The organism is Parafrankia soli (genome assembly GCF_001854695.1).
In the GTDB taxonomy this organism is placed as follows: domain Bacteria; phylum Actinomycetota; class Actinomycetes; order Frankiales; family Frankiaceae; genus Parafrankia; species Parafrankia soli.
The window spans coordinates 202,455-227,657 of record NZ_MAXA01000001.1; the positions used below are offsets into that span (position 1 = coordinate 202,455).

General features: G+C 73.7%; 18 protein-coding genes. 8 read left to right on the forward strand and 10 right to left on the reverse strand.

The annotated features are described in order from the left end of the window. The first annotated feature begins 23 nt into the window (after positions 1-23). Positions 24-1,874, forward strand: coding sequence for a leucyl aminopeptidase (locus tag BBK14_RS00850; RefSeq protein WP_071059318.1), 1,851 nt, complete (start codon positions 24-26; stop codon positions 1,872-1,874). Positions 1,875-1,967: 93 nt separating this feature from the next. Here the strand turns inward: BBK14_RS00850 and BBK14_RS00855 are convergent, their stop codons facing one another. The 3 genes from BBK14_RS00855 to BBK14_RS00865 all read right to left on the reverse strand — a co-directional run bounded on the left by BBK14_RS00855 (position 1,968) and on the right by BBK14_RS00865 (position 4,685). Beyond that, positions 1,968-2,369, reverse strand: coding sequence for a hypothetical protein (locus BBK14_RS00855; RefSeq protein ID WP_420849108.1), 402 nt, complete (start codon positions 2,367-2,369; stop codon positions 1,968-1,970). Positions 2,370-2,427: 58 nt separating this feature from the next. Beyond that, positions 2,428-3,669 (reverse strand): hypothetical protein, encoded by a 1,242-nt coding sequence (locus tag BBK14_RS36450; RefSeq protein WP_131802132.1) that lies wholly within the window; start codon positions 3,667-3,669, stop codon positions 2,428-2,430. Positions 3,670-4,022: 353 nt separating this feature from the next. Continuing rightward, positions 4,023-4,685: an O-methyltransferase gene (locus tag BBK14_RS00865; protein WP_020458528.1), complete on the reverse strand. Its 663-nt coding sequence runs from the start codon at positions 4,683-4,685 to the stop codon at positions 4,023-4,025. 166 nt (positions 4,686-4,851) lie between these two features. On the opposite strand from BBK14_RS00865, the gene sigE reads away from it, so the two are divergent. From sigE to tatB, 4 genes are all read left to right on the forward strand, one after another. Then, a complete protein-coding gene (gene sigE / locus BBK14_RS00870; RefSeq protein WP_071059319.1) occupies positions 4,852-5,694 on the forward strand; it encodes an RNA polymerase sigma factor SigE in 843 nt (280 codons plus the stop codon). Continuing rightward, positions 5,691-6,494 carry an anti-sigma factor family protein gene (locus BBK14_RS00875; RefSeq protein WP_071059320.1) on the forward strand — a complete coding sequence of 268 codons (804 nt, stop codon included), beginning with the start codon at positions 5,691-5,693 and terminating at the stop codon, positions 6,492-6,494. Before sigE ends, BBK14_RS00875 begins: the two co-directional genes overlap by 4 nt. Positions 6,495-8,517: 2,023 nt before the next feature. Continuing rightward, entirely contained in the window at positions 8,518-9,543 is a 1,026-nt protein-coding gene (locus BBK14_RS00880) for a S1C family serine protease (RefSeq protein WP_241831019.1), read from the forward strand. Positions 9,544-9,778: 235 nt separating this feature from the next. Then, entirely contained in the window at positions 9,779-10,315 is a 537-nt protein-coding gene (tatB, locus tag BBK14_RS00885) for a Sec-independent protein translocase protein TatB (protein WP_041255473.1), read from the forward strand. Positions 10,316-10,623: 308 nt separating this feature from the next. Here tatB and BBK14_RS00890 read toward each other — a convergent pair whose 3' ends face one another. Further along, complete coding sequence (locus tag BBK14_RS00890) at positions 10,624-11,766, reverse strand: Mrp/NBP35 family ATP-binding protein (protein WP_071059322.1); 1,143 nt, start codon at positions 11,764-11,766, stop codon at positions 10,624-10,626. A gap of 461 nt (positions 11,767-12,227) precedes the next feature. Between BBK14_RS00890 and BBK14_RS00895 the strand changes: the two genes are divergently transcribed. Continuing rightward, positions 12,228-12,824, forward strand: coding sequence for a MarR family winged helix-turn-helix transcriptional regulator (locus BBK14_RS00895; protein ID WP_241831020.1), 597 nt, complete (start codon positions 12,228-12,230; stop codon positions 12,822-12,824). A 50-nt stretch (positions 12,825-12,874) separates the two neighbouring features. Here the strand turns inward: BBK14_RS00895 and BBK14_RS00900 are convergent, their stop codons facing one another. From BBK14_RS00900 to BBK14_RS00910, 3 genes are all read right to left on the reverse strand, one after another. Next, positions 12,875-13,723: a PHP domain-containing protein gene (locus BBK14_RS00900; protein WP_116429950.1), complete on the reverse strand. Its 849-nt coding sequence runs from the start codon at positions 13,721-13,723 to the stop codon at positions 12,875-12,877. A 102-nt stretch (positions 13,724-13,825) separates the two neighbouring features. Further along, complete coding sequence (locus tag BBK14_RS00905; RefSeq protein ID WP_235013910.1) at positions 13,826-14,218, reverse strand: hypothetical protein; 393 nt, start codon at positions 14,216-14,218, stop codon at positions 13,826-13,828. Positions 14,219-14,316: 98 nt separating this feature from the next. Next, positions 14,317-17,088, reverse strand: coding sequence for an ATP-binding protein (locus tag BBK14_RS00910; protein WP_071059326.1), 2,772 nt, complete (start codon positions 17,086-17,088; stop codon positions 14,317-14,319). 669 nt (positions 17,089-17,757) lie between these two features. Here BBK14_RS00910 and BBK14_RS00915 point away from each other — a divergent pair. Both BBK14_RS00915 and BBK14_RS00920 read left to right on the forward strand, forming a co-directional pair. Next, positions 17,758-19,386, forward strand: coding sequence for an alkaline phosphatase D family protein (locus BBK14_RS00915; protein WP_116429951.1), 1,629 nt, complete (start codon positions 17,758-17,760; stop codon positions 19,384-19,386). A gap of 196 nt (positions 19,387-19,582) precedes the next feature. Continuing rightward, positions 19,583-20,533, forward strand: a complete 951-nt coding sequence (locus tag BBK14_RS00920) for a diacylglycerol/lipid kinase family protein (RefSeq protein ID WP_071059327.1) — start codon at positions 19,583-19,585, stop codon at positions 20,531-20,533. A 40-nt stretch (positions 20,534-20,573) separates the two neighbouring features. Here BBK14_RS00920 and ctaD read toward each other — a convergent pair whose 3' ends face one another. The 3 genes from ctaD to gabT form a co-directional block, all read right to left on the reverse strand. Continuing rightward, positions 20,574-22,259 carry an aa3-type cytochrome oxidase subunit I gene (gene ctaD / locus BBK14_RS00925; protein WP_071059328.1) on the reverse strand — a complete coding sequence of 562 codons (1,686 nt, stop codon included), beginning with the start codon at positions 22,257-22,259 and terminating at the stop codon, positions 20,574-20,576. Positions 22,260-22,483: 224 nt separating this feature from the next. After that, positions 22,484-23,113 (reverse strand): DUF6758 family protein, encoded by a 630-nt coding sequence (locus BBK14_RS00930; RefSeq protein WP_071059329.1) that lies wholly within the window; start codon positions 23,111-23,113, stop codon positions 22,484-22,486. A gap of 462 nt (positions 23,114-23,575) precedes the next feature. Further along, complete coding sequence (gene gabT / locus BBK14_RS00940; RefSeq protein WP_071059331.1) at positions 23,576-25,051, reverse strand: 4-aminobutyrate--2-oxoglutarate transaminase; 1,476 nt, start codon at positions 25,049-25,051, stop codon at positions 23,576-23,578. Positions 25,052-25,203 lie beyond the last annotated feature (152 nt).

The following is a 25,203-nucleotide window of genomic DNA, read 5'->3' on the forward strand; positions in this document are numbered from 1 at the left end:
GTCCGCGGGGCGGAGGCGTCCGCGTGACGACCGCCGCTCCCACCCAGGACGCCGACCTCATCGACTCGAGGTACCGCGCCCCCCTCGTCATCCTCACATCCACCGAGCACCCGCCGTCAGTTGGTGGGCCCGAGCCGGGCGAGCCGCCGGTCCGGGACGATACCGGCGGGGCGCCGGGCGAACCGGCGCCGCCGGCCGGCTCCGTTGGCGCGCCCGGTGTTGCCGGCTCGCCCGGTAGTGCCGGAGCGGTCGGTACTGCCGGCGCTGGTGGTGCTGCCGAGGGTACGGCCGGCGCCGCGGTCGGCTGGGACTGTTCCGTGCTCGCCGTCGTGGTCACCAGTGTCGATGGTGCCGCGGTCGTCGGCGAGCAGGGCCGGAGCGCCTGCGCGCGCGTCGGCGCGGACCCGGACCGCCTGATCGAGAACGAGGCCTTCCGGGGCGACGCGGGCGGTGTCCTCGTCGTGCCGCTGTCGCGCTCCGAGCGGCCGTGGCGGTTGTTCCTGCTCGGTGTGGGCGCCGGTGGGACCGCCGACTGGCGTTCGGCCGGCGCGGCTCTCGCGCGGCGCGGGGGAACGCGGGGGCGGCCCTTCGTCGTCGCCGAACCCGACGCCGAGCAGATCTACGCGTTCGTCGAGGGCTTCGTGCTGGGCTCCTACCGCCCGGCAGACGCCGTCACCGGTGCCACTCCGGAGGACGCCGTCACCGGTACGGCCCACGAGGCGGGCACCGAGCCGGCTCCCGAGTCCGCGGAGTCCGCCGAGTCAGCTCCCGACGAGCCGCCGGCCGGTCCGCGAGCCGAGCGGATCCTCGTCCTACGCACGGAGCGCGCCGAGAACCCGGCGCTGATCGAGGCGGTGCGCCGGGCGCGCGCCGTGGCGGATGGCGTGTGCCTCGCCCGTGATCTGATCAACATGCCGAGCCTCGTGAAGACGCCACGCTGGCTGGCGGACCAGGCGGTGCGAGCCGCGTCCCAGGCCGGCCTGGGCGTCACCGTGCTCGACCACTCCGACCTGGTCAGCCAGGGCTTCGGCGGGCTGGTCGCGGTGGGCGGGGGCTCCCCGCGCCCGCCCTGTCTGGTGAGGTTGACCTACGACGGTCCGTCAGCGCCCGGCGGGAGGACTCCCGGCCACCGGGTGCTGGTCGGCAAGGGGATCACCTTCGACTCCGGCGGGCTGTCGCTCAAGCCGTCGGTCTCCATGGCCAGCATGAAGACCGACATGTCCGGCGCGGCTGCCGTGCTCGGCGCCATGGTCACGCTGGCCGAGCTGGAAGTTCCCGGCAAGGTCACCGCGCTGCTCTGCCTCGCCGAGAACATGATCGGCGCGTCCGCCGTCCGGCCCGGAGACGTGATCACCTGCTGGGGCGGAACGACGGTCGAGGTACTCAACACCGACGCCGAGGGCCGGTTGGTGCTCGCCGACGGCCTGGCCTACGCCGCCGCCACCCTCGCCCCCGACCAGATCGTCGACCTGGCCACGCTCACCGGCGCGATCACCGTCGCGCTCGGTCGGCGCACCGCTGGCCTGTTCTCCTCCGACGACACGCTGGCCGGCGAGCTGGCCGACGCGGCCGGCCGCGCGGGGGAGCGGGTCTGGCGGCTGCCGCTGACCGAGGAGTACCGGCCGGCCATCGACTCGCCGGTCGCCGACCTGGCGAACATCGGCCGTGCGCTGGACGTCAACGGCGGGTCGATCACCGCCGCGCTGTTCCTCAGGGAGTTCACCGCGGGTCTGCCCTGGGCGCACTTCGACATCGCCGGCACGGCCCGCGCGGACTCCGACGACGGCGAGATCAGCCGCGGCGGTACCGGGTGGGGAGTGCGCACCCTGATCGCCTACCTCGCTGGAGCCCCGGCAGGCGAACAGCCCACCTGACGGAGCGCGTCCGTGGTTCGGCGGAACCGCGGACGCCGCATGGTGTCCGCGGTTCCGCCGGCCAGCGGGCGGGCCCGGCGGGGGAGCGGGCTGTCAGCGTTCGGAGGGGCTGGCGGAGCCCAGTGCCGCGAGCTGGCGCCGGGCCCAGCTCAGGCTGTCCTTCTCCGGCATGACCGCGGGCCAGCCGGCGAGCGCGGCCTCGACGGCGTACCGGTCGGTGTCGGCGAGGACGTCCACGAGAAGCTCGTCCACGTCAGCCTGGTCCACGCGGAACTGATCGAGGTAGCGGGCCAGGATGCCGCCGGGGTGCGGCTCGCGCACCGAGTAGATCTCACCGGTGTCGACCACCCAGTTCAGCCGGTAGGTCGAGTGTTCGTCGTCCGCCGTGGTCCAGCCGTCCCCGAATGTGATCTCCTCGGACGCCCGGCGGCGGGGATCGGCGTCGTAGAACTCGCGGATGTTCATGCCGTACGCCTCCCCCTCCAGGGCACCCACGCAAACGTCGACCGAGCCGTCGCCGGCCACGCGCCGGACACCGCGACGCCAGGACGCACTAGGACGGCTGCCCGGCAACCGCGGCGAGGGCGGTCTCGTACCCGGCAGCCATCTCCTCCGGAAGGATCAGCGAGAGCCGCAGCACGATCGTCCCGCGCACGTAGGTGTACTCCTTGGAGAGGTCACCGCCGGCGGGTGCGCGCAGGGCGGCGCCGCGGCCCGCGGCGGAGGCGGGATCGACGAAGACCTCGATGGCACCGCCGCGCTCGATGGCGTCCGCCGGCGCGCCCGCGATCTCGCTGGCGCTGATGCGTTCGTCGGTGAAGGCGAGCCGGCTGGAGTACCCGCCGGGACGTCCCAGGAGGCGGTCGGGGTCGTTCTGCGCCGTGTAGACGACCGTCGTCCGTAGCGGCAGGCCCTGGTTGGCGAGCAGGATCGCGACCTGCTCGGCTGTCGGCCCCGTGCCCTGCCCCGAGCCGCCGGCCGCAGGGTCGGTCGTGCTCGCGGGCTGCTCGCCGGTGGTCGGGCCCGCGGTGGGGGTACCCGACCCGCTGGTCACCCGGTTCAGCGTGTAGCCGGCCGCGCCGGAGAGCACCGCGATTCCGAGCAGGAACGCCACCCAGCCGAGCCAGTTCTCCCGGCGCGGCGGCGGTGGTGGCTGCGGCGGTGCGGGCGGCCGCTGCGCGAAGCCGCCCGCGGCCGGAAACCCCGGCCGCGCGCCGTGGCCGCCGGGGTGTCGGTCGCGGCCCGGATGGGTGGCACGCAGGGCATCATCGGATCGGTCGGGGTAGCCGGGGCGGGCGGGTCCGCCGGATCGGTCGGGGTAGCCGCTTCGGCCGGTCGGGTCGGTGCGACCGGCCCGATCAGCCCGACCGGACTGGCCGCGCTGCCGGGTGCCGTCGTTCCGCAGCCCGGGCCCGTCGGGACCGGAATCGCCCCGGTACCCGCTGTCGGCCCGGCCCCCGGTGTCATCCCGGTGTCCGGCGTCGTCCCGGTACGAGCTGCCGGGCCGGTGCCCGGTGTCGTCGGGGCGAGAGGCGGGACGGCGCGGGCCGGAGCCGGAGCCGGGGTACCCGGGGTCGCGATAGTCGCGGTCGTCGTAGCCCGCGTCGCGATAGCCAGGGTCGTGGCGGCCGGGATCGTGGCGGCCGGAGTCGCGGTGCTCAGGGTTCGGATACCCGGGGCCGCGGAACTCGGGATCGTCGTACCCGGCACCGTCATACCCGGCACCGTCGTAGTTGGCATCGTGGTACGCGGAGCCGCGGTAGCCGAAGTCGTCGTCGAAACGACGACGATCCACCTCACTCCGCGCCACGTCACTCCGCACGACGTCCACTCCCGGCCTCGACCGTCACCGAACGGCTCGCGCCGGTCGGCGTGGCGGCACCCCGCGCTCGTCGCGTCGGGATGCCGTACCGCCGGGTGTTCTGGGCCGCGCAGGTCTACTTCGGACGTCCCCCTTGGACGCCCGGAGCGGCCCGGCGGCCATCGCTCGGCCAGTGCTCGTCGGCACGCGGGTCGTCCGGTTGGGCAGGATCCGTGTGGGCAGGGACTGGGACGCGCTGCCGACGGCACGGGCGTAGCGCCCGGCCCACAGAGACTAATCGGTAATACCGGTCTAATGCACCGATCCCGGTGCCGTCGGCGGGGCGATCAGCCGACGGGGGAGGACTTCGCCACGACCGCCACCAGCAGACCGTCCCCGGTCGTGAGCAGCATCTGGGTGAGGCGAACGTCGTCCCGGACGGCGGTCGCCAGCTCCCGGACGGCCACGGAATCCTGGACGCGGGTGGCCGGGTCGCCGGTCTGCCCGCCCGCGAGGATTCCGGTGAACGCCACGATCCCGCCGGGACGGAGCAGGCGGAGCGCCTGGGTCAGGTACTCGGTGCTCTCCCGCCGGTCGGCGTCGCAGAACACCAGGTCGTAGGCGCCGTCGGTGAGCCGGGGAAGCACCTCGAGGGCCCGCCCGGTGATCAGCCGGGAGCGGCCGGGGGCCATCCCGGCGTCGGCGTAGATGCGGCGGGCGAGCCGCAGGTGCTCGGCCTCGACGTCGATCGTGGTCAGGGTTCCGTCAGGACGCATCCCGCGGAGGAGCCACGTTCCGGACACACCGGTACCCGTGCCGATCTCGACGACTGCGCGGGCGCCGACGGATGCGGCGAGGAAGCGGAGCACCGCCCCGGCGCCGGGGCTGACCGGGGCGATCCCGACCTCCTCGGCACGGGCGCGGGCAGCACGAAGAACGGGGTCTTCCACGAGGAAGCCCTCGGCGTAGGCGACGGCAGATTCCCGTGCGGCGATGTCGATGTCCGGCATGACATCCGCAGCCTACGGGAACGGGAGACAAGACAGGAACGTTCGTCTTGTCAGTGCGCCCGTGTCGACTGGGTCGAGGGGAGAAACATCGGTGTCCGCAGCGGGATTCGCCGCTCCCTGGCCGGCGCGTCGGGTACGTTCGTCGCGAACCGACCGAGAGGCGGCTGTGGCGGCGCAGGAGCTCGGGGCTGGTTCGGCCGTCCCCGACACGGCCGCCACCCCAGAAGTAGCTGGTTGGGTGCCTCCGTCCTGGGAGGACGTGGTCAGGGAGCACGGCAACCGGGTGTACCGCCTTGCCTATCGCCTGACGGGCAACGCGCACGACGCCGAGGACCTCACCCAGGACGTCTTCGTCCGGGTGTTCCGCTCGCTGGCCGACTACACCCCCGGCACCTTCGAGGGGTGGCTGCACCGCATCACGACCAACCTGTTCCTGGACCGGATGCGCCGCCAGCAGAAGATCAGGTTTGACGCCCTGCCGGAGGACACCGAGCGCCTGGCCGGCCGTGAGGCGAGCCCGGAGGCCGTCTACGCCGAGAGCCATCTGGACGCCGACGTCGAGGCCGCTCTCGCCGCGCTGCCGCCGGACTTCCGTGCCGCGGTCGTGCTGTGCGACATCGAGCAGCTCTCCTACGAGGAGATCGCACAGACGCTCGGGGTCAAGCTCGGCACCGTCCGCAGCCGGATCTCCCGGGGGCGGGCGATGCTGCGCGCCGCGCTCGCCGACCGCGCCCCGCGCGGGATGGCGATGGCGGGCGACGACGGAGTCTCGAACGCCGCGGTGGGCCCGGCCACGGGGCCGTCCCCGGCCCAGGCGGAGACCAGCAGTTCCTGGGAACGGCCGCCGGTGGGCGCCACGAGTCCGGGTGAGAGCCAGCTCGCGGTCGACGCCGCCGCGGCCGAACCGGACAGGTCGGGGCGCCGTGGTCGCCGGACCGACCGCCGCCGAGGTCCGGTGAGCAGTGCCGTCGGAGCCGAGGGCGGTGCTCCTCGGGAGCGGCGGGCGTGAGCAGCCATCTCGGTGAGCGCCTCACCCCCCTGGTCGACGGGCAGCTCAGCCACGACGAGAGGGATCGCGCGCTGGCACACCTTGCGTGCTGCTCCGACTGTCAGGCGGAGGTAGCCGAGCAGCGCAGGCTCAAGGCCCGGCTCTCCGCCCTGGCGACTCCCACCCTCCCCAGCACGTTGACCTCGACCCTGCTCAGCCTCGGTGCTCGCGAGTACCAGGTCGCGCGGCCCGCGCCGCCCGCCCCGCGCAGAATGCCCGCGATGGCCAGCGGTTTCGTCGCCGAGGGATCCGCTCCGCGCAGGTCGGTCCGTCCGGCCGTCTCGCCGGCGCGCCAGGCGGGCCTGGTCCGCACCGGTCGCCCCGCTCGACCGGGCGGGTCGCCGTCCCGGCCAGGAGCCTCCGCGGGCCGATCAGCCTTGCTGGTCAAACGTCCACCGGGGGCCGCGTCGTCCCGGGTCCCGGCCGGGTCCGCTCGCCTCGCTTCCAGCTCACAGGGGTGCGGCGCGGCTCTGGCCGGTGCCGAGGTCGCCGTGCGCGCCGCCGGGCACGGCCGCCCGGCGATCACAACCCCCCGGCCGCGCCGGCACGGCCGGATGCGGCGGACGCTCGTCGGGTCGGCCGCGTTCATGCTCCTCGCGGTCAGCGGCGCGGCGCTCGCGGACGGGCGCGCGGCGCCCCGGCGGCCCGACCAGGGCTCGGTCCCCACGGTCGCGACCGTGATCCCGGCGAAGGCACCGGCGGCCGGTGTTCCCCGCTCGGTCCAGATGATCGCCTCGGTGTCCTTCCCGCGGCGTCCCTAGCTCCCGACAGCTCTCGACGGGCCCTCCTCGAGCCCTCCGTGGCGCCGCGATCGTTCCCCCGCGGCGCCATGAGTGATCATTTGATGGCCCGATCGGGCTAACGCGAAGGTCGTCCACCGGGCTTTTTCACTGCCGAAAAGGGCAGGTGGGTAACCGCAGAGTGCGTGAACGCGCCGACTCCCTCACGATGAGTGGTCTCGGCGGCCTGTGCCGGCGGATTTGGTGTCTGGTGGCCCTGCTGTGCCGCTCCGTGAACCTCTACCGTGTTGTCCGCTCGGTCTCGCGGGCCGCGGTGGTGCATGAGCCGCCGACGGTCCGCAGCGCCGCGAGCCGAGCACATCGGGGAGGGCATGTGGACACCACCGGCGACGACCAGACCACCGATGCCCGTCCTGGCACGGACAAGGCAAAAGCCCCGTCAGTGCCCGTGCCCGCACCCCGCTCGCGGGCGGCGGAGGGCACCGTCCCGTCGTCGGGAGGCGTGAGCCGACCGGTCCCGGCGTCCCTGCCGCTGCACGGGCCGGAACGTCGCCCTGCGACGGAGCGTCGTCCCGGCCCCGAAGCCCGGGCGGACGCGCCGCGCCGCCCCGCGTCGGCGGCGGAACGGCCACCCTTCGTCGAGCCGGTCCGGGCCACCACACGCGGGAGCGCGCCGACCACAGGCCGCCCGTCCAGCACGGGAAGCTCGTCCACGACGGGTAACGCCGGGGCCACCGGCGGCACACGCGACGAGACGACCAGGCGCGTCGGCGGGGAACGGGACGGTGCCGGCCCACGGGGCCCGGCCGCTCGCGCGACATCCGGCCGGGAACCAGCCGATCGGGAGGCATCCAGCCGGGAGGCGCCCAGTCGGGCTACGGCCGCACGGGAGGCAGCCGCCGCGCCGAAGGGGCCGGCGGGCCGGCAGGGCGCCGTCCCCCCGGGGGCGTCGGATGGTGCCGCTGCCGCGAAGACTCCGCTCGTCCGGGAAGGCCGTGCCGCCCAGAACGGCTCGTCTTCTCAGAACGGTTCCGCTACCCGGGATGCTGCCGGGCGGAATGGCTCGTCCTCTCAGAACGGCGCCGCCAGCCGGGACGCCACCGCGCGGACTGGCTCCGTGGGCCCCGAAAGCGTGGCCCGCACGCCGATCGCGTCGCCTACCGGGGATCCGGGTCGGCGTGACACCGCGTCCCGCGCGGGCGCGCTGGAGCGTGACGGTGGTGGGCGTGGCGTTCAGGGCACGGGCGCCGCTTCCGGCACGGGGCCCGCGCCAGGAGCGGGATCGGCCCCTGGCGCGCCGGCTGCCCGGGGAGGCTCCGATCCGGGCACCGCCGCGAAGGCGCGTGTGACGGCGCGGCCGCGGCCAGCGGTTGCGCGGGAGAGCTCGCGGCCTTCGGTTCCGCCACCGCAGGGCCCGCTGCCGTCGGCTTCGCGGGAGGCCGTCCCACGGGAGAGCAGCCGTGAGGCCGTCTCGCGGGAGGGCACCCGAGGGAGTGTTTCGCGGGAGGGCAGCCGGGGGGCGGTCTCGCGGGAGACGGGTCGGGCACCGGTCTCGCGGGAGACCAGTCGTGAGGCCGTCTCCAGGGACGGTGCCCGGGGGAGCGTCGCGCGGGAGGGCCTCCGTGAGACGACCTCGCGGGACGCCGACCAGCGCGTTGCCGGCCGGCCGTTGGCCGACCCGCTGGTGGATCTGGTGGGGCCGCGGCGCGCCCCGCGCCCGCCCACGCCGCCGCCCTCGGAGCTTGCGCCATCCGGTAGGTCTGCGCCCTCCTCGGCCACGCCCGCCCCATCCGCCCCATCCGTACCAGCGACCTCGGCGGCTGGGACGTCGGGCGCCGGGAAATCGGCACCCGTCTCCGCAGCAGGGGGGTCGACGTCTGGTGCGTCCACGACCGATGCGGCCAGAGCAACGGCCGACGCGGCGAGAGCCGCGAGCGCGGCGACGCACCACCGCGCGGCCGCTCCGAAGATCCGCCACGGCCGGCGGGCGCTCGTGATCACTGCTGTGATCGCCGGACTGCTGGGGGGAGCGACCGGTGGGTGGGTGACGAGCCTGACGCTGGGTGACTCCGAGGGGACGTCGTCGCCGGCGGCGTCCGCCGAGGCCGCGCCGACGGTCATCGACCCCGGCTCGGTGGCCGGGGTCGTCGCGCGAGTGCTGCCGTCCGTTGTGACCATCGACGTGACGGCGGGGGCCGAGGGCGGGAACGGCTCCGGGGTGATCATTCGGTCTGAGGGCTACGTACTCACCAACAACCATGTCATCGCGCCGGCGGCGAACGCGGGTGGCCAGGTAATGATCACTATGAGTGATGGCGCCGAGCCCGTGCTCGCCGAGATCGTCGGACGGGACGCCTCTTCGGATCTTGCGGTGCTGCGTATCCCCGGGGCCTCCGGCCTGCCGGCGGCGACGCTGGGACGGTCCGGGTCGCTGGTCGCCGGCGCTCCGGTGATCGCGATCGGTGCGCCCTTCGGACTCTCGGGGACGGTCACCACGGGGATCGTCAGCGCGCTCGACCGGAACCCGACCGTGCCCGCCGAGGGCGGCGGGGCATCCGTGATCATCGGAGCGATCCAGATCGACGCGGCGATCAATCCCGGGAACTCCGGTGGCCCGCTGCTCGACGCCCGTGGCCAGGTCGTCGGCCTGAACACGGCGATCGCGACGGCGCCGGGCGGGCAGGCGCCGTCGGGCAGCGTCGGCGTCGGGTTCGCGATCCCCATCGACTACGCCGCGTCGGTGGCGGACGAGATCATCCGCACCGGGCGGGCGACCCACCCCTACACCGGAGTGTCGGCCGCCACGGTCACCGCCGCCGAGGCCCGGGCGCGCGGCACCACCCCGGGCGCGATCATCCGTGACGTCGAGCCGGCGGGCCCCGCGGCCGCGGCCGGGCTGCTGCCGGGCGACATCATCACCCGGGTCGACGACACGGTCGTCACCAGCACGAACGATCTCACCGCGGCCACCCGGCTGCACCACGTCGGCGACACGGTGACCGTGACCTTCCAGCGCAACGGAGTGGAGAGCACGGCGCGGGTGGTCCTCCAGGAACAGTCGCCCGGCTGATACCGCTCCGGCCGTGCCTGCCCCGGCCCCGTGCCTGCGCGGCGGGGCACGCGGTGGCACATCGGTGGGGTGGCCAGGCGCCTGGACGCAGGCCTGTCCCGGGGCGGAACCGCCTGGTCGGGTGCGCGCGCCCGGACGACGCGGCCGGCGGCCCAGGTCGCAGTGGCGCTCAGGACACCTGTTCGTCATGTTCGAGCCCTTCGCCGGCGGTGGCAGGCGGGGTACTCTGACCGTTGTGTTCAACGGCGTCGGGTGGGGCGAGGTAGTCGTACTGCTCCTGATCGGGCTGTTCGTCTTCGGGCCCGATCGGCTGCCCAGGGCCGCCCGCGACGCGGGCCGGATGCTGCGCCAGTTCCGCCAGATGGCGAACGGCATGCGCAACGACCTGCGGTCCGAGCTGGGCCCCGAGCTGGCCGACCTCGACCTGCGGGACCTGCATCCCAAGACCTTCGTCCGCAAGCACCTCTTCGAGGGCGACGACGACTCGCTGTTCCCGGCCTACCCGGGCAAGCGCACCTCGTTCGACTCGCTGCTGGGTGAGGACGAGCCGCCGGCCACGCCCGCGCTGACCAAGGCCCACCTGCCGGCCGGCACCGAGAGCAGCACGGCGGCCAAGGCGGGCGCGAAGCCGGCGAACCGGCCGTCGCTGACCAAGCCGAGCCCGGCTGGCGGCACGGCTGTCGCGGCCAGCTCGCCGCCGCCCGCGCCCGCACGTGTGGAGCGGGCCGAGTCGACGTCGACCCCGCCCCCGTTCGACCCTGACACGACCTGACATCCCGGGCGCCAGGCGCCAGTCTCCGCAGGACCCCGCTGGTAACCGGCGGGGCCTTGTGTGTCCGCCCGGTTCGTGTCGCCGCGAAGGCCGTCCTGACGGGGTCGGGATGACCTGGGTATCCGTTTTGTTGAGAAAGCCGCCGAGCCCCTGCCCGGCGGCTTTCTCGTATCCGGTCCCCGGTCGCGTTCCCCGCGCGGCGGGCCTCCACCGCGCGGGGAACGTCTCGGTCCGGTCGGGTCGGCTTTGCTTCAGCCGAGCCAGCGTTGGTTCAGCCGGCCGGCATGCTCCCGCCCGCCGCAGAGCGTCTAGCGGCGGGCGGGGCTGATGTCCAGCGAGCGGCCGGACAGGCCGCGGGAGCGGAAGGTCAGCCGCTCGGCGACGGCGCGCAGCGCCTTCCCGGCCTCGGAGTCGGGGTCGGAGAGGACCAGCGGCTTGCCGGAGTCGCCGCCCTGCCGGAGGCGGACGTCCACCGGGACCTGGGCGAGCAGCGGCACCTCGTGGCCGAGCACCCTGGTCAGCCGCTCGGCGACGGCCGCGCCACCGCCCTCGCCGAACACGTCGACGCGCTCGCCGCAGTGCGGGCACGGCATGTAGGCCATGTTCTCGACCACGCCGACGACGTTCTGGTGGGTCTGGACGGCGATCGTCCCGGCGCGCTCGGCGACCTCGGTCGCGGCGAGCTGGGGTGTGGTCACCAGTAGCAGCTCGGACGAGGGAACCAGCTGGGCCAGGGAGATCGCGATGTCCCCGGTGCCGGGCGGCAGGTCGAGGAGCAGGACGTCGAGGTCGCCCCAGAAGACGTCCGAGAGGAACTGCTCGAGGGCTCGGTGCAGCATCGGGCCGCGCCAGGTGACGGGCTGGTTGCCGCGGGTGAACATGCCGGTCGAGATGACCTTCACGCCGTGGGCCTGCGGTGGCATGATCATTTTTTCGACCTGCGTGGGTGCGCGGTCGATGCCCAGCATCCGGGGGACGGAGTGGCCGTAGATGTCCGCGTCGAGGACGCCGACGGCGAGCCCCGACCGGGCCATCGCGGCCGCCAGGTTGACGGTGACCGACGACTTGCCGACGCCGCCCTTGCCGCTGGCCACCCCGTAGACCCTGGTCATCGACCCGGGCTGCGCGAAGGGGATGACCCGCTGCGGGGTGCCGCCCCGCAGCTTCTCGTGCAGGGCCGTCCGCTGCTCGGCGGTCATCACCTCGAGGGTCACCCGTACGTCCCGGGCGCCGTCCACACCACTGACGGCGCGGGTGACCCGGGATGTGATCTCATCCCGCATCGGGCAGCCGGAGACGGTCAACAGGACGACCACATCGACAGATCCGTCGTCACGAACGTGGACCGAATCCACCATGTCCAGTTCGGTGATCGGCCGTCCGATCTCCGGGTCCAGCACGGTCGCGAGGGCGGACTGGATGGCGTCGGACGAAGGCAGGGCTGGTGGCAAGGGAAACCTCGGTCGCGGGTCGACATCCTCGGTCGTGGCCGACCTCGGATGTGGCATAGCGGGGGGCTGTGACATTGCGGGGGCTCGGGGTGCCGGACCGTGCTCGACGGGTCCGGCGCAGTCGTGTTCGGGATCGGCCCGCCGGGGTGTGTACCGCCGGGACGGGCGAGTGGACGGGTCACGTTGCGCAGATCGCGTGTAGGTCGTGTACCGGGTGCGACCTCGTTCCACGATAGCCCGCGCATGGGCGGCTGGGCCGGCCCGGCAGTGGGGGGGCGGAACACGGTGGGGCAGGCGGTGCCCGGCGTGCGGGCATGCGGGGACCCGGGTGGCACGTTCGGCCGGGCGCATGGGTACAGCCGGGCACAGTGGTGCGGTYGGCCCTTGACGGCGCCTGAGATCCGGGCGGGACCGTACCGACTCGTCGTACTCTGATCCACGTGGGGCGGGAGAATTCGACCGTGGCCGAGCAGAAGGTGGCCGAGTCCGGGAGATCCGAGTCCGGGAGATCCGAGCCCGGGCGGGCCCAGTCCGAGCTGGCTGGGTCTGGGCCGGCTGGATCCGGGCTGGCCGAGCCGAGATGGATGGTGGACGCCCGCGGCATGCGAGCCTGGCGGCAGCTCCTGCGGGCGCACGCGCACGCCACGCGGCTCCTGGAAGCCGAGCTCGAGGCCGCGCACCAGCTCCCGCTCGCCTCCTACGACGTCCTCGTGCAGCTTGCCGAGGCACCTGGGTACCAGCTCCGGATGAGCGAGCTGGCGCAGAAGGTTCTGCTGTCCCGCAGTGGGCTGACCCGGCTGGTCGACCGCCTGGAGCGAGAGGGCCTGGTGGAACGCCGCTCCTGCCCGTCGGACGCCCGCGGCACGCTGGCGACGCTCACCGACGCGGGGCTGAAGCGGCTGAGGGACGCCTCGGGAACCCACCTCCGAGGGGTGGCGCGGCACGTTCTCGACCATTTCACCCCGCAGGAGCAGGATCTCCTCGGGGATCTGCTGAGCCGGCTCGGCGGTCCCGAACCCACGCCCGCGCCCGGCACCGGCTGCGGCTCCGGCGTCTGACCGCCCGCCGCCCCGCGGTGGACGGCCGCCGGCCCCGTCGCCGGGTTTCGCTAAGCCCGGATCGGGCTGGACCCGCTGGCCTTCGCGACCAGCGCCTCGTAGCTGTCCCTGGATGTCGTCTCCGACCCGAGGTCCCGCCGATCGCGGTCGCCGTGGAAGTCGCTCGAGCCGGTGGTCACCAGACCGAGATCGGCGGCGATCTCCCGCAGCCGGGCCCGGGCCCACGGTGTGTGATCCGGGTGGTCCACCTCGACGCCGGTCAGCCCGTCCCGGGCCATGGCGGCGATGATGTCGGGCCCGACGGTCTCGCCGCGGGAGGTGGCGAACGGGTGCGCGAACACACTCACGCCCCCGGCGTCCCGGATCAGCCGCAGCGTCTCGTGGACGTCCGGCTGGACCTTCTCGACCCAGAAGCGCCCACCCGCGCCGATCCACTCGCGGCTGAACGCGCTGTTCACGTCGGGTACCAGTCCCGCCTCCACCAGCGCGGCCGCCACGTGCGGACGTCCGACGGTGCCCCGGGCCAGCTCCTGGATCCGCTCCCAGCGCACCGGGTGACCGGCCGCGGCGAGCCGCTCCACCATCCGGCGGGCGTGCGTGGCCCGCTCCTCCCGCAGCCGGGCCCGGACGGCGGCGAACCGGGGCTCGGCCCGGTCGAACAGGTAGGCCAGGACGTGCATCGAGATCTGGTGCCCGTTCACCGCGACCCGGCAGGAGATCTCCGCACCGGGCACCAGCGTCATACCGGCAGGTAGCGCCGCCGCGGCCCGGTCGATCCCGCCGGTGGTGTCGTGGTCGGTCAGCGCGAGCACCTCGAGGCCCGTCGCGGCGGCGAGCCGGACGAGCTCCGCCGGGCTGACCGACCCGTCCGACGCGGTCGAATGGGTGTGCAGGTCGATTCCGGAGGACGGACCGGGGACCAGGCCGGGGGGCGGGGCGGGACCGGCGGCCGGGGCGGGAGTTGTGGGCAGCGCGACCTCCTTGAGCCGATCCGACCCACACTATCCGCCCGTCCGGCCACCCTCCGCCGGCGTGACGGCCTGTGCGCGCCCCGCCATCAGCCTGGGCAGGAGCGAGCAGAGGTCCTGGTGCCAGCGGCGCAGCTCGGCGGCGGTGGGAGCCAGCTCGTAGGCATGCTGATGGCCGGCCCGGGACAGCGCGTACCAGGCGGCGCCGGCCTCGTCCGCGGCACCCGGATCGGTGAAACTCGGCAGCACCAGCAGCTGGGCCCGCATCGAGAGCCGGACGAGCTCCGGCCGGCCGTGCGCCCGCCACACCTCGTCGACGGCCTGCTCCACGGCGAGCCGCAGCAGCCAGGCGCACAGCCGCGGCCACGACCCGTCCGCCGCCGGGGTCTCCCGCCGTAGTAGGCGGTCGGCCTCGGCGAGCGCCACCGCGGGGTCCAGCCGCAGGTCCGGCGACGGCGACTGCGGCGGCGAAGGTGACCGCGAAGGCGAAGGCGACCGCGGCGACGCCGGCCGCCGGCCGCGGGTCAATCCAGGGTCCGGATGTGGTCCGTGAGCCGGCCGGTGTCGCGGACCAGGCTCAGCAGGTTGCCGTCGTACCCGACGTGCACGCCGTCCCGGACGGCCCGGAACGTGTCGGCGGCCCACGGCGCGTGGCCGTCGAGGCGGCGCAGGACGCCGCGGGCCCGGCGCGCGTCGTCGAACAGGGCCAGGGCGGCCTTCTCGCTCACCGAGTGCGCCGCCGCGAGCGCCGCCTCGACCTCGGCGTGGCGCGCCCCCGCACCGAGCCGGCGCCGCCGGACCACCTCGTTGCACGCCGTCTCCACCGCCGAGCGGCACATCGCCGGGACGAGCATCATCGCCAGGTCGCGGGGCAGGTCACCGGTCCGGGCGAGCGCCCGCGCGTCCGCGAGATGGCGCCCGACCGGATCGAGGTTCCCGCGCAGCCGCACCAGCGACCCCTCGCGACGGACCACGTCGAGCACCGTCGCCGGCAGCCGCAGCCGGCGCACCGCGTCGGCCAGCCGATCATCATGGGTGAGGACGACGACCTGCCGAGTCTCGGCAACCTGGGCGAGTACGCGGGCCAGCCCGTCGACCTTCGCCGGGTCCATCGACTGCACCGGGTCGTCGATGACGAGGAAACGGAACGGGCTCGCGTCGCTGGTCGCGCGGGGCAGGAACAGCGCCAGCCCCAGCGCGTGCAGCTCGCCCTGGCTCATCACGCCGAGCGCGGCGCCGTCCACCCCGTCGACGGTGACGTCGAGGTCGACACGCCGCTGGTTGGCACTGCCGGTGAGGCGCACCGGGCCCAGGTCGACGTTGCTCTCCTGGCGCAGCATCGACCAGATCTGGGCCGACCGCTGCGCGAAGGGCCGCATCCGCTCGTCCCGCAGCCGCTGGGTCGCCTCCCGCAGCCAGTCAAGAGCCTGTCGGACGTCGGCCAGCGCGTCGGCGTCGGCATCGACCGCCCGCGCCGCCCCGACCCAGGCGGTGACCCGGGCAGCGAGCGGACGCCAGTCGGCGTCGGCGCGGTCGAGCTCGTCGCGGGCGGCCGCCCGCAGGGCCTCGACCGCCCGCAGCAGCGGAGGGTGGGCGGACTCCAGCCCGTCCGCGACGGCCAGCGGGTCGGAGTCGTCGCGCAGCCGTGCCCACCGGCGCCAGGCCATGCCCGCGGCCGCGGCCAGCGCGGCCAGCACGTCCGTGCTCCCATCGGCGGTCAGCGGCCCGGAGGGAGCCAAGGGCCCGGGGGCGGTCAGCGGCCCGGAGGGGGCCAGGGGCGCGGAGGGAGCCAGCGGCTCAGGGGTGGTCAGCGGCTCGGGGGCGGGTGCGAGCAGCAGCGCGACGTCGGCCAGCGCGGCGGCGAGGCCGGCGCGCACGACCAGCACGGCCGCGGCCCGCTCCCGCTGGCGGGTGACCTCCGCCCGTGTCGCGTGCCACCACCGCTCGTCGAGCCGCCCGACCCCGCAGACCGGGCACGGCCGGCTCCCGCTCCCACCCCGGCCCCGATCGCCGTCCTCGGGACCCTCAGATGACGGACCACCCGCGTGGACGGCGTTCTGGTGCTCGTGGTGGTCGAGTGCGGCGGCCAGCAGGTCGGTGAGGCGGGCCGCGTCGCCGGCCGCCGTCGCCGCCAGCCTCGTCTCCTCGGTCGCGAGCGCGCGCAGCCGTACGGCGAGCTCCCGGACGTCGGACTCCGCCGGCACCCGCAGCCCCAGCAGTTCCCGCAGCACCGCCGGCTCCCGCAGCAACGTCGGCTCCCGCGGTGCCGCCGGCTCCCGCGGTGCCGCCGGCTCCCGCGGTGCCGCCGGCTTCGCGGGCGGCGCGGTGCTCGGCGCCGGCAGGCCCGCCGCGACGGCCCAGGCTCGGTCGAGATCGGGACGTGCGGCGTCCCGCAACGCGTCGGCGGCCTCGACTGCCCGCGGGTCCGTGCTGCGCCGCAGCGCCGCGAGCAGGGCGGTGTGCTCCTCCCGCGAGCGGCGCGCGGCCTCGGTGAACCGGCTGCGCGCCGAGCTCAGGCGCCGCGCCGTGTCGACCATCTCGTCCAGCCCGAGGATCGCGTGCAGCGCATCGAACATCGCGCTGGGACGTCCGCCGAGGAGATCGCCCAGTTCGGCGTAGGACAGGAACGGCCGGTAGGTGGACAGAGCCCAGTCCCACCCGGACGGTGACCACGCCCCGCCGTCCGAGGCGCGGATCTCGCCGGCGCCCTCGTCCAGACCGGCGCCCTCCGGCCAGGTCCGGGTGACGGTGACCGGCCCGGGTCGACCCTCCACCGTGCAGGTGATCTCGACCCGCGCGGGCCCGGTGCTGTGCAGATTGCGCCAGCCGCCGCGCCAGACGGCCGCCCGCCGTGACCAGCGGCGGGTGTCGCCTGTCAGCGCGATCTCGGCGGCCTCCGCGAAGCTGGACTTGCCCGAGCCGTTACGTCCGGTGACGAGAGTCAGACCCGGCCCGGGCCGGAGGGGGAGCACCGCGAGCGGCCCGATCCCACGGAACCCATGTACGCCGATCGACTCCAGGTGGACGGCCGGCCCGCCGGCGGTGCTGGGCCCGCCGGCGGTGCTGGGCCTGCCGGTCGTGCTGGGCCTGCCGGTCGTACTGGGCCCGCCGGTGGTGCGTGCCTCGTTCGTGGTGGGCGGCTCGCCGGGACCGGCGGTTCCGCGTCGCCGGGCCAACTCCGCGGCGAGCGGGACGTCGCCGTCCAGGGCGGCCAGGAGCAGGTCACGGACCCGCGCCGGCAGGATGTCCTGTGCCATCTGCACGGCGAGCAGGTCGAGTACCGAGTCGGGGGCCATCCTGTTCTTCCGGTCGGGAACGGGCGGGGCGAAATGTTAGACCCTGTGTGACTGGACCGATCGGGCTGGTCGTCTCAACAGATCGCTTCGGAAGGATCATCCGAGTTTCCGCCCTCGCCGCCGACCACCTCCTGAACGCCCATGCCCCCCACGGGCCACCCGAAATGCCCAATTCATACCCTTCTGTGCAACGCGACACAAGCCGTTATGCACGCTGGCTCCCGCCGCCGGGCGATGTGTGGCGGGTGAGTGAGTCCTGGCTGTCACTCAACCGCCGCGGTTCCTCGGCTGCCGTGCATAGCGGCCGGGCTGGCGCGAATACTTATCGCTTCCCTCCGGCCCCGCTTCCGGGGGCGGGGGYGGGGCTCCGCGCGGACCGCCTGCCCGAGGGGGAGGCCACCACGAATCACAGTTGATCGCGGTGTCCCGCGGAACACCCGAGCCCCCGCGGGCCGTGGTCACCACAAACCACAGCCGACCGCGATGCTCCGCGGAACACCCGAACCGGACATGACGCACCGCGCAGTAGATCAATCTTCGCGAAACTGGCTGTAAGCGTTTATCTGCCAGATCGGTAAAAATGGTCGGCCGATCGTCGCCCCCCGTTCACCCCACTGTGGTGTGATCAGGGCCGTGACGCGGGACGAATACTCACCCGTGCCCGCGCCCATGCGGCCGGGCCGGCGGGCGGTGCTCCTCGGCGGGATCGGCGGCCTGGCCGCGGCGGTCGTCGGCGGCTGYGGCGGTGGTTCCGGGCCGGCGCCGTCCCCCGCGCCGACCCTGCGCGCGCCGACCCCCATCCCGGGGATCCGCGACGGGGTCTTCTCACTCGGCGTGGCCAGCGGCGACCCGCTGCCCGACGGGGTGATCCTCTGGACGCGGCTGGCGCCGGAACCGATGGCCGGTGGGGGCATGCCCAGGCGCGACGTCGAGGTCGACTGGCAGGTCGCCCGGGACGAGAAGTTCGCGGACGTCGTCCGTGCCGGCACCCAGCTCGCCACGACGTCCTTCGCCCATTCGGTCCATGTGGACGTCCGCGGCCTGGAGCCCGGGCGGGACTACTACTACCGGTTCCGGGCGGGCGACGTCCTCAGCCCGGTCGGGCGGACCCGTACCGCGGCCGCGCCGGGTTCGCCCGGCGGTGAGCTGTCCTTCGCGCTCGCGAGCTGCCAGGACTTCCAGAACGGCTACTGGCCCGCCTTCGACGCGATCGCCGGCGACCGCCCGGACCTCGTCCTGCACGTCGGGGACTACATCTACGAGTACGACCCCGACAGCAGGTACCCCGACCGCCGGCACACCACCCCCGAGAAGCCGGGGCTCGACCAGCTCCAGACCCTCGCCGACTACCGCAACCGCTACGGGCAGTACAAGTCCGACCCCGCGCTGCAGACCGCTCACCACGTGGCCCCCTGGGTCGTCGCGTGGGACGACCACGAGGCCGAGAACAACTACGCCGGCCTGGTCGACGAGAGCGGCGACACCGGCCCCCGGCACCAGGACCCGCAGGTCTTCGCCCGGCAGCGGGCCGCGGCCTACCAGGCGTACTACGAGCACATGCCGATCCGCGCCGAGCTCGACCCGGGCTCGCCGGACCTGCGGATCTACCGTCGTCTCACCTTCGGTGACCTGCTGACGCTCAACGTGATGGACACCCGCCAGTACCGGACCCCGCAGCCCGGGTCACCGCCGGACGGGATCGGCGCCGTCCGGCTGGGCGACGACAACACCGCCGGGACCATGTCCGGCACCGCCCAGGAGGCCTGGCTCGTCGACGGCCTGCGCACCTCCCGGTCGCGCTGGAACGTCATCGCCCAGCAGACGATGGCCGCCCAGCTACACGGCCAGCTGCCCGGTTCCGAGGTGCTCACCAACCTCGACCAGAACGACGGTTACGTGCCCTACCGGACGCGCCTGCTCTCGGCCGTGCGCGACACCCGGGTCGCCAACCCGGTGCTGCTCGCCGGGGACATCCACTGCGCCTGGGTGAACGACCTGCGGGTCGACTTCGACCGCCCGGAGACCCCGGTGATCGCGACCGAGTTCGTCTGTACGTCCATCAGCTCGGGCTTCTTCCTCGTCAGCGAGGATTTCGTCCGGGAGAACAACGCGCGGCTCAACCCGCACGTGCGCTATTTCCGCGGTGACCTCCGGGGCTACACCCGCGTCACCGTGACACCCGACGAGTGGCGCGCCGACATGCGGGTCGTCGAGACGATCGCGAAGCGGGACGCCCCCGCGTCGACCGACGCGACCTGGGTCGTCGAGGCCGGGAGGCCCGGCGCGCAGGAGGCCTGAGCCTGCACCGGCGACGAACAGCGGCTTTTGAAGGTCAGGCGCCAGGTCCGGCACCGGGGTCCGGTACCGGACCTGGCGCCGGGGCGGCGCCAGCTGGCCGCCACGGATCAGCCGGGGCCGGCGGTGGGGTCGCGGACGGCCGGTGGCCGTAGGCTTTGCCGCGGCCGGCAGGGCGTCGGCGGGGAGGGAACGACGGATGACCGAGCCGGGCACGGCCAGCAGCAGCACCACGGCGCGGGCCGAGGTGCCCGACGCGGCGGTGGACCGTTCGAGGCTCACCGTCGTGGTCAACCCGAAGGCTGGCGGCGGCCGGGCGGCGAAGGTCCTCGACGGCGTCCGCGCGGCGCTCGCCCGCTGGGCCGAGGACGTCTCCGTCGAGACGACGAAAAGCCTCGAGCACGCCGAGGAACTAGCCCGCTCGGCCGTCGCGGCGGGACGGGTGACCGTCGCGCTGGGTGGTGACGGCCTGGTCGGCAGGGTGGCGGGCGCCGTCGCCCGGTCGGGCGGCGTGCTCGCGGTGCTGCCCGGCGGCCGGGGCAACGACTTCGCGCGAGGACTGGGCATCCCGCGCGATCCGGCACTCGCCGCGACCGCGCTCGTCGCGGCCGTGGAGCGCAGGGTGGACCTGCCGGAGGCGAACGGGGTGCCGTTCGTCGGGATCGCCAGCCTCGGGTTCGACTCCGACGTCCAGGTGATCGCGAACCGGACGACCTGGCTGTCCGGCCAGAGCGTCTACACCTACGCGGCGTTGCGCGGGGTGGCGGCCTGGAAGCCGGCCCGGTTCACCGTGACCATCGACGGCGAGCCGCCACTGGAGCACGTCGGGTGGACGGTCGGCGCGGCGAACGGTCCGTACTACGGCGGCGGGATGAAGTTCGCCCCGGACGCCGACATCGCCGACGGCCGGTTGGAGATCGTCCTGGTCGCGCGCACCGGGCGGTTCACCTTCCTTCGGTTGTTCCCGCGTATCTTCTCCGGCCGGCACGTCGAGGTCCCCTACGTCCAGGTGCGGCGGGGCGAGCGGCTCGTCGTGGACGCGGACCGCCCGTTCCAGGTCTACGCGGACGGCGACCCGATCGCCGACCTCCCGGCCGAGATCGTCGTCCGGCCCGGGGCCCTGCGCCTGCTCACGCCGCCCCAGGCCTGACCTGCCCTGACCGTGCCCGCGGGCGGCCGGCGGGCGAGGGCTAGCGCAGTTCGGGGGTGGCGTGGTAGTCGGTGACGCCGGCGACCTCCGGGTAGTGCAGGTCGAAGGCGGGGCGCTCGGAGCGGATGCGCGGCAGCTGGTGGAAGTTGTGCCGGGGCGGCGGGGAGGACGTCGCCCACTCGAGGGAGTTCCCGTACCCCCACGGGTCGTCGACGACGGCGAGCCGGCCGCGGCGGTAGGAATTCCACACGTTGTACATGAACGGCAGTGTCGAGACCCCGAGCAGGAAGCTGCCGGCGGTCGATATCGTGTTCAACGTGGTGAATCCGTCGCCCGGCCCGTAGTCGGCGTACCGCCTGGGCATTCCCTGCATGCCCAGGTAGTGCTGCACCAGGAACGTCAGGTGGAAGCCCAGGAAGACGGTCCAGAAGTGGATCTTTCCGAGCCGGTCGTCCATCATCCGGCCGGTCAGCTTGGGGAACCAGAAGTACGTGCCGGCGAACGCCGCGAAGACGACCGTCCCGAACACCACGTAGTGGAAGTGGGCGACCACGAAGTAGCTGTCGCTGACGTGGAAGTCGATCGGCGGGCTCGCGAGCATCACCCCGGTCAGCCCACCGAGGAGGAACGTCACGAGGAACCCGAGGCAGAACATCATCGGGGTCTCGAAGCTCAGATTTCCCCGCCACATCGTCCCGATCCAGTTGAAGAACTTGATACCGGTCGGGACGGCGATCAGGAACGACATCACGGCGAAGAAGGGCAGCAGTACCGCGCCGGTGACGAACATGTGGTGTGCCCAGACCACGATCGACAGGGCGCCGATGGCGATGGTGGCGAACACCAGGCCCTTGTAGCCGAAGACCGGCTTCCGGGAGAAGACCGGGATGATTTCGCTGATGATGCCGAAGAACGGCAGGGCGATGATGTAGACCTCGGGATGCCCGAAGAACCAGAACAGGTGCTGCCAGAGGATGGCGCCGCCGTTCTCCGAGTCGAACACGTGGGCGCCGAAGCGCCGGTCGGCCTCCAGCGACAGCAGGGCCCCAGCCAGCACCGGGAACGCGACGATCACCAGCACGGACGTCACGAGGAACGTCCAGCAGAAGATCGGCAGGCGGAACATCGTCATACCGGGGCCGCGCAGGGTGAGTATCGTGGTGATCATGTTGACCGCGCCGAGGATCGTCCCGAGCCCGGAGACGACGAGGCCCAGGATCCACATGTCCGCCCCGACCGACGGGCTGAACGTCTTGTTGTTCAGTGGGGCGTAGGCGAACCAGCCGAAGTCCGCGGCGCCGTCCGGGGTGAGGAAGCCGGCGACGACCATCAGCCCGCCGAACAGGAAGAACCAGTACGAAAGGGCGTTGAGCCGGGGGAAAGCGACGTCCGGTGACCCGATCTGCAACGGTACGAGGAAGTTCGCGAAGGCGAACGCCAGCGGCGTCGCGAACATCAGCAGCATGAGCGTGCCGTGCAGGGTGAAAAGCTGGTTGTACTGCTCGTTCGAGAAGTACTGCAGACCCGGCCGTGCCAGCTCGGCACGCATCATCATGGCCAGGATCCCGGCGAGGACGAAGAACCCGAACGACGTCACCGTGTACAGGACGGCGATATCCTTGTGCGAGGTGGTGCGAAGATATCCCAGCATGTTCGTGCGTGGCCGGGAGTGTCCGGCTTCCGCGTGTTCGACGGCGTGGCCGGACGGCTCGCGCAGAATAGTCACTCCGGCTCCCGGTTCTGACCTGTCGAACGGGCGGGAGCCAGAATCGTAGCGCGATGAAAGGCGCCGCATGCTCGATTTCGAGGCCAGCGCCGGCCGATGTCGCTTCCGCGCTCCGACTCCCCGACTCCCCGACTCGCCGGCGTCGGACCCGGATTCCAGACGCCCTGCTGCCCGGCGCCCCGGCACGTCACGGGCAACGGGCCTGCCGGGGCGTCGGCGCGAGGTCAGCGGATCGACAGGTGCGAGCCCGCCGCGCCGAACAGCAACTGGTCGACCAGCCGCGGATCGTCCCGCAGGTCCTCCATGACGAGGTGCTCGAGCAGCAGCAGCGCCGCGTCCGCCGGCCACAGCACGCACCACAGCCAGACGCCCAGCGCCTCCCCGACGAACGCCGCCCGATCGGGTGGTGCGGCAATGGGCCAGAGCGCCGTCGGGTGCCCCGCCGCCTCGATCTTGGCCTCGGGCACCTCGTCGAGGCGCTCCGGGTCCGGCACCACCAGCCCGGCCAGCCGGCTGCCCAGGCCCACCCGCGGTGTCTCGGCCACCAGCACCATCTCGGCCGGCCCGCCAACCGGCGACGGCCCGCTCGCGGCGAACGCGGTCGCGTGCGGGCCGGTCCGCTCGTCACCCGCCCAGCCCACGCCGCTCACAAACCAGTGGACCGGCATCGGGGACGGCAGCCAGACCGGCACCTGGCTGGTCCGCCCCAGGTTCCGCAGCACCTGCTCCCGCGAGGACCGTGCCTCGTGGAACGGTTCGACATCGCCGTGCGACTCACACCGCCACCTGTCACTCCACAGGTCCGGCGGCGCCAGGCCGCCGAGGCAGGCCGGGCACACCGGCGGGGTGGTCACCGCCCGCCGCCGGGCGACGTGGGGCCGGGCGACCCCCCGTCCCCGGGCGGCCCGTCCCCGGAGGACCTCTCCCTGAGCGACCTGTTCCCGACTGACTCGTTCCTGGGGGACCTGTTCCTGAGCGATCCGTTGCCGGGGATCTTCCTGGGGGATCTCCTGGGGGACCCTTCCAGGGGTGACCCCTTCCCGGGCGATTCGGTCTCCTGGCGACCGATGGTGCGAGCTACGACATTGGGAGCCACAGTCATCCTCCGCCTCCACGTGCGGCTGGTGGACGATTGATGCCCAGCCAGCCCTGTTCTGATGCTTGGCCCACGGGACTTGTCCACCTCGGTGGCAGATGTCGGTCAACCCGCCCAGGCGATGGGCAGGGACGTCGCGCCAGGCCGTGACACAGCAGTCGCCGCCGGCATCCCGGCGACCGGCCGCATCCGACGCCCGTCAGGCCACCTGCGGGGGATGTCAGTGGGTCGGCGGCAGACTGTCGGGCTGGGGCTGGGGCTGGGGCTGGGGCTGGAGTCGGGGGCGGGGGCGGTGCCTGGCGATGTCGGCGAAGACCTCGTCCAGGATGTCCAGGCCCTCGAGGAGGAGGTTGTCGGGGATCACGAGTGGGGGCAGCAGGCGCAGCACGTTGCCCCAGGTGCCCGCGGTGAGCAGGACGAGCCCGCGGCGGTGGGCCTCTGCCGCGGCGGCCACCGTCACCATCCGGTCGGGCGCGGGCGCGGGCTGGTTGGGTGGCGTTCCCTCGGTCGGGTCGGCGACGAGTTCGAGGGCGAGCATGGCGCCGCGGCCGCGGACGTCCCCGATGAACGGGTAGCGGTCGCGTAGGGCGAGCAGACGGGGCATCGCGATCCGCTCGATGTGGCGGGCGCGGGCGGTGAGGTCCCCGCGCTCGATGGTGGCGATCGCGCCGAGCGCGGCGGCGCAGGTGACCGGGTTGCCGCCGTAGGTCCCGCCGAGGCCGCCGACGTGGGGTGAGTCCATGATTCCCGCGCGTCCGGTGACCGCGGCGAGCGGCAGGCCGCCGGCGATGCCCTTCGCGGTGACGATCAGATCCGGAACGATGCCCTCGTGCTCGCAGGCGAACATGTCGCCGGTGCGGGCGAAGCCCGTCTGCACCTCGTCGGCGACGAACACGATCCCGGTCTGCGCGCAGAACTCGGCCAGTCGGGTCAGGAAGCCGGTGCCGGGGACGATGAAGCCGCCCTCGCCCTGGATCGGTTCGATGACGAGCGCGGCGACGTTCTCCGCGCCGATCTCCGTGGCGATCGTCTCCACCACCTGGGCCGCGGCCTGTTCGCCGCATGCGGCGGGGCCGCCCGGCCAGCGGTAGGGGTAGGCCATCGGCATCCGGTAGATCTCCGGGGCGAACGGCCCGAAGTGGTGCTTGTAGGGCATCGACTTCGCGGTCAGTGCCATCGTCAGGTTCGTCCGGCCGTGGTAGGCGTGCGCGAACGCCACGACGGCGGACCGTCCGGTGTGGGCCCGGGCGATTTTCACCGCGTTCTCGACCGCCTCGGCGCCCGAGTTGAACAGGGCGGACCGTTTCTCGTGCCGGCCCGGGGTGAGCCGGGCGAGCTCCTCGCACACGGTGACGTAGCCCTCGTAGGGAGTCACCATGAAACAGGTGTGGGTGAAGAGCCCGGCCTGCTCGCGCACGTTCTCCACGACAGCGTCGGCGGCGTTGCCGACGCTCACCACCGCGATGCCGGAACCGAAGTCGATCAGCGAGTTCCCGTCGACGTCCACCAGCACGCCACCGCCGGCCGCCGCGACGTAGACGGGCAGGGTTTCGCCGACCCCGCGGGCCACCGCCTGGGACCGGCGTTTCGCCAGCTCCACCGAGCGCGGCCCGGGTATCGCGGTGACCAGCCGGCGGACCTGCGGCAGTCCGGGCCCGCCCCGCGGGGGCAGCTGAGCCTGGCCGGTCTCACTCATGATCTCTCCCGCCCCGATCCGTCGCTGTCCGCGGTTCGCCTGAGCGCTGGCCCCGACAACACACGCCCCGCTGGCGGGACGCAAACCGGCGCGCCCGGCGACGCCCGGCGACGCCCGTCCGACCGGTTCGCGCCGGGCTGCCGGGGCCACCG

Coding starts and splice junctions, on each gene's coding strand:
- BBK14_RS00910 (WP_071059326.1), bottom strand. CDS start 17,088: ATGGCCCCCGACTCGGTACTCGACCTGCTCGCCGTGCAGATGGCACAG.
- BBK14_RS00920 (WP_071059327.1), top strand. CDS start 19,583: ATGACCGAGCCGGGCACGGCCAGCAGCAGCACCACGGCGCGGGCCGAG.
- BBK14_RS00865 (WP_020458528.1), bottom strand. CDS start 4,685: ATGCCGGACATCGACATCGCCGCACGGGAATCTGCCGTCGCCTACGCC.
- gabT (WP_071059331.1), bottom strand. CDS start 25,051: ATGAGTGAGACCGGCCAGGCTCAGCTGCCCCCGCGGGGCGGGCCCGGA.